We start from the raw sequence: 3,183 nt of genomic DNA, 5'->3' as shown, positions 1-3,183 counted from the left end.
TTTGTATCCAAGGTACCGACGCCAACACCACCGCGACGATGTTGGCCAGCACCAGCACCGTGATGAACATCAGGCTGAATCGGCTCCACCGATCCCCGGGATGGTGGCCTTCCAGAATTTGCAGGTAACGCGATTGAAGGGATCTGTGGTGCATGCTCAGTTTTGGTGTTTGTTGCGATATGAGCAAATTATCCGCATCTTGTGGCGGAGCGTCCAAGCGCATGTGACCTTGGCTTTGGGGGAGGATGGTCTGCCCGACAGGGATCGAACCTGTGACCCACAGCTTAGAAGGCTGTTGCTCTATCCAACTGAGCTACGGGCAGAAGAAACACAAAAGGCCCTTGATGGGCCTTTGTTGTTGGATTCAACGGTGTCAATGCGCTGGTTGGGCATTGAATGAAATGGTCGGAGCGGCGGGATTCGAACTCGCGACCCTCTGCTCCCAAAGCAGATGCGCTACCAGGCTGCGCTACGCTCCGACTGAGCCGTATTCTAACCCCCAAATGAGGGGGGATCTGGGGCGGCGTTTAAAAATATCCGGTTTAGTTTTTGGACCCGTGCGCCAGCGCACTTTGGCGGCTGGCCTCAAGGGCTTGGGTGTCAGGCTCAGACAGATCCCAAGCCTGCATGTGGTCCAGGCTGATGTCGACCAGGGCATCGATCCACTGCGCGTGGTTGTTCAGGCAGGGGATGTAGCTGAAGCTTTCGCCGCCCGCGTGCAAAAACGCCTCTTGCGCTTCTTGCTGGATTTCTTCCAGCGTTTCCAGGCAGTCGCTGGTGAAGCCCGGGCAGATCACATCGACTTTTTTGACGCCTTGACCGGCCATGGCCACCAGCGTGGGCTCGGTGTAGGGCTCTAGCCACTTGGCCTTGCCAAAGCGCGACTGGAAGGTGAGCTTGAACTGGTCTTTGGAGAGGCCCAGCGCTTCTGCCAGCAGTCGGCCGGTTTTCATGCATTCGCAGTGGTAGGGATCGCCCAGCTGCAGTGTGCGCTCGGGTACGCCGTGAAAGCTCATGACCAATTTTTCGGCCTGGCCGTGGGTGGCCCAGTGTTCACGCACCGTTTGCGCCAGCGCGGCAATGTAGCGCGGGTCGTCGTGGTAATGGTTGACGAAGCGCATCTCGGGGATCAGCCGGGTTTTGAGGCCCCAGCGGTAAACCGCATCGAACACGCTGGCGGTGGTGGTGCCGCTGTATTGCGGGTAAGCGGGCACGATCAGCACGCGCTGCACGCCTTCGGCTTTCAAGGCGTCGAGCTGCGCTGGGATCGACGGCTGGCCATAGCGCATGGCGTAGCGCACGGCCACATGGCTTCCACGTTCTTGCATGGCGGTGCCCAGCGACTGGGCTTGTTGTTCTGTGAAGGCTTTGAGGGGCGAGCCTTGCTCGGTCCAAATGCTGGCGTATTTGGCGGCCGATTTGGCCGGGCGCACGCGCAAGATGATGCCGTGCAGGATCAGCCACCAGATGGGTTTGGGGATCTCCACCACGCGGCTGTCGCCCAGAAACTCGGCCAGGTACTTGCGCAGGGCAGGGGCCGTGGGGGCGCTGGGCGTGCCCAGGTTGCAGTACAGCACCGCTGTGCGGGCGGCCTGACCGTGTTGGAAAGAGGGTTCTTTGTTGAATGCCATGCGGTATTCTCCCACCACCATGATTGACATTTCCCGAATCAAAGCCATTTCTCTCGATTTGGACGACACATTGTGGCCTGTTTGGCCCACGATTGGCCGTGCCGAAGCTGTTTTGCAGGCCTGGCTGTCTGCCCATGCGCCCGGTACGGCGGCCTTGTCGGCCGATCCGGCTTTGAAGCAAGCGGTTCGCGCCGAGATCAATGCCCGCTATGCCGCTCAGGCGCACGATTTGTCGTTTTTGCGCCTGCAGTCGATACGCGCTTTGTTGCAGCAAGCCGGTGACCCTGTGGACTTGGCTGAACCCGCTTTTGAGGTGTTTTTTGCCGAGCGGCAGAGGGTGGATCTGTTCGATGACGCCTTGCCTGCACTCGGTTTTTGGAGTGCCAAGTACCCAATCGTTGCTTTGTCCAACGGCAATGCCGATGTCCACCGCGTGGGCATTGGCCAGCATTTCCATGCCAGTGTGAGCGCCCAGTCGCTGGGTGTGGCCAAGCCGGACCTGCGCATTTTTGTGGCGGGCGCCGCAGCGGCGGGCGTGCAGCTCCACGAAGTGTTGCACATTGGCGATGACGCACACGCCGACTGCGTGGGGGGGCTGGCCGCAGGCATGCAAGTGGCTTGGCTCAACCGCGAAGGCCATGACTGGACCCACGGCGACACGCGCCCGCACCTGGAAGTGCGCGATTTGCATTCGCTGTGCGCCAGTTGGCCTGATTACCTTGCGTAGGTCGGACCTTCACGGTCCGGCATGCCTTGTTTTCGAGCCGCGACATTTCATCAGGAGACGGACATGACTTTGAAAATTTACGGCATCGGCGCATCACGCGCAGTCCGTCCTTTGTGGGCCGCTTTGGAGCTGGGCGTGCCTTTTGAGCATATCCCCATGCCCTACACGGGCGGTGCCACGCGCTCGCCTGAGTTTTTGACAATCAACCCCAACGGTCACAGTCCGGCCCTGATCGACGAGCGCCCAGAAGGCGCAGTGACCGTTTGGGAAAGCATGGCCTGCGCGCTCTACATCGCCCGCGTGCACGGCCAAGCCGATGGCCAGTCGATCACACCTGCCTCGCCTCGCGAAGAAGCCGAAGCCTTGCGCTGGAGTTTCTGGACGGTGTCCGAGCTGGAGAGCGATGCGCTCACCGTGCTGATGCACCGCATGGCCATGCCCGAAGACCAGCGTAAACCCGAGCTGGCCGACAAGGCCGAAAGCCGCTTGAAAGTGCCGCTGGCCGTGCTGGATAAGCACCTGAAAGCCCAACAAGCCAGAGGCGAAGCCTACTTGGCTGCCAACCGTTTCACCGTGGCCGATGTGTGCGTGGCCAGCGTGGCCAGCTGGGTGCGCCCAGCGGCAGCGCTGCTGGCGCAATACCCGGCGGTGTCGGTTTGGCTGAAACTTTGTGTGGATCGGCCTGCTCAGGCGCAGGCGCGGAGGATGAAGTAACTCACCGAACGCCGCTGAGCCGGTCTGAACTGGAAGCCAAACCGGAAACGCCGTGGTGGCGCGCATGGCTTTGTTGATGGCCCCCATTGAGGGCGTTGCAACAGACTGATG

The 3,183-nt window shown here is 60.8% G+C and carries 3 protein-coding genes and 2 tRNA genes; 2 read left to right on the top strand and 3 right to left on the bottom strand.

Features of this window, described 5'->3' with window-relative positions:
• Positions 1-246 precede the first annotated feature (246 nt).
• The 3 genes from Q0341_RS12925 to hemH all read right to left on the bottom strand — a co-directional run bounded on the left by Q0341_RS12925 (position 247) and on the right by hemH (position 1,631).
• Positions 247-323 (bottom strand) — tRNA-Arg (locus tag Q0341_RS12925).
• Positions 324-402: 79 nt separating this feature from the next.
• Positions 403-479 (bottom strand) — tRNA-Pro (locus Q0341_RS12920).
• Between the two features lie 63 nt (positions 480-542).
• The gene (gene hemH, locus Q0341_RS12915; protein ID WP_299514032.1) at positions 543-1,631 is read right to left on the bottom strand and encodes a ferrochelatase; all 1,089 of its coding nucleotides are present in this window, start codon (positions 1,629-1,631) and stop codon (positions 543-545) included.
• Positions 1,632-1,650: 19 nt separating this feature from the next.
• On the opposite strand from hemH, the gene Q0341_RS12910 reads away from it, so the two are divergent.
• On the top strand, positions 1,651-2,358 hold the full coding sequence (locus tag Q0341_RS12910) for an HAD-IA family hydrolase (RefSeq protein ID WP_299514030.1): 708 nt from the start codon (positions 1,651-1,653) through the stop codon (positions 2,356-2,358).
• 63 nt (positions 2,359-2,421) lie between these two features.
• A complete protein-coding gene (locus tag Q0341_RS12905) occupies positions 2,422-3,072 on the top strand; it encodes a glutathione S-transferase family protein (RefSeq protein ID WP_299514028.1) in 651 nt (216 codons plus the stop codon).
• Positions 3,073-3,183: the final 111 nt, after the last annotated feature.

The sequence above is a fragment of the uncultured Limnohabitans sp. genome (genome assembly GCF_937889215.1).
GTDB lineage: Bacteria > Pseudomonadota > Gammaproteobacteria > Burkholderiales > Burkholderiaceae_C > Limnohabitans_A.
This window is presented reverse-complemented; position numbering and strand designations above follow the sequence as displayed.

Bases quoted from the DNA above. Each gene is read 5' to 3' on its own strand.
- hemH (WP_299514032.1), bottom strand. From the start codon at position 1,631: ATGGCATTCAACAAAGAACCCTCTTTCCAACACGGTCAGGCCGCCCGC.
- Q0341_RS12910 (WP_299514030.1), top strand. From the start codon at position 1,651: ATGATTGACATTTCCCGAATCAAAGCCATTTCTCTCGATTTGGACGAC.
- Q0341_RS12905 (WP_299514028.1), top strand. From the start codon at position 2,422: ATGACTTTGAAAATTTACGGCATCGGCGCATCACGCGCAGTCCGTCCT.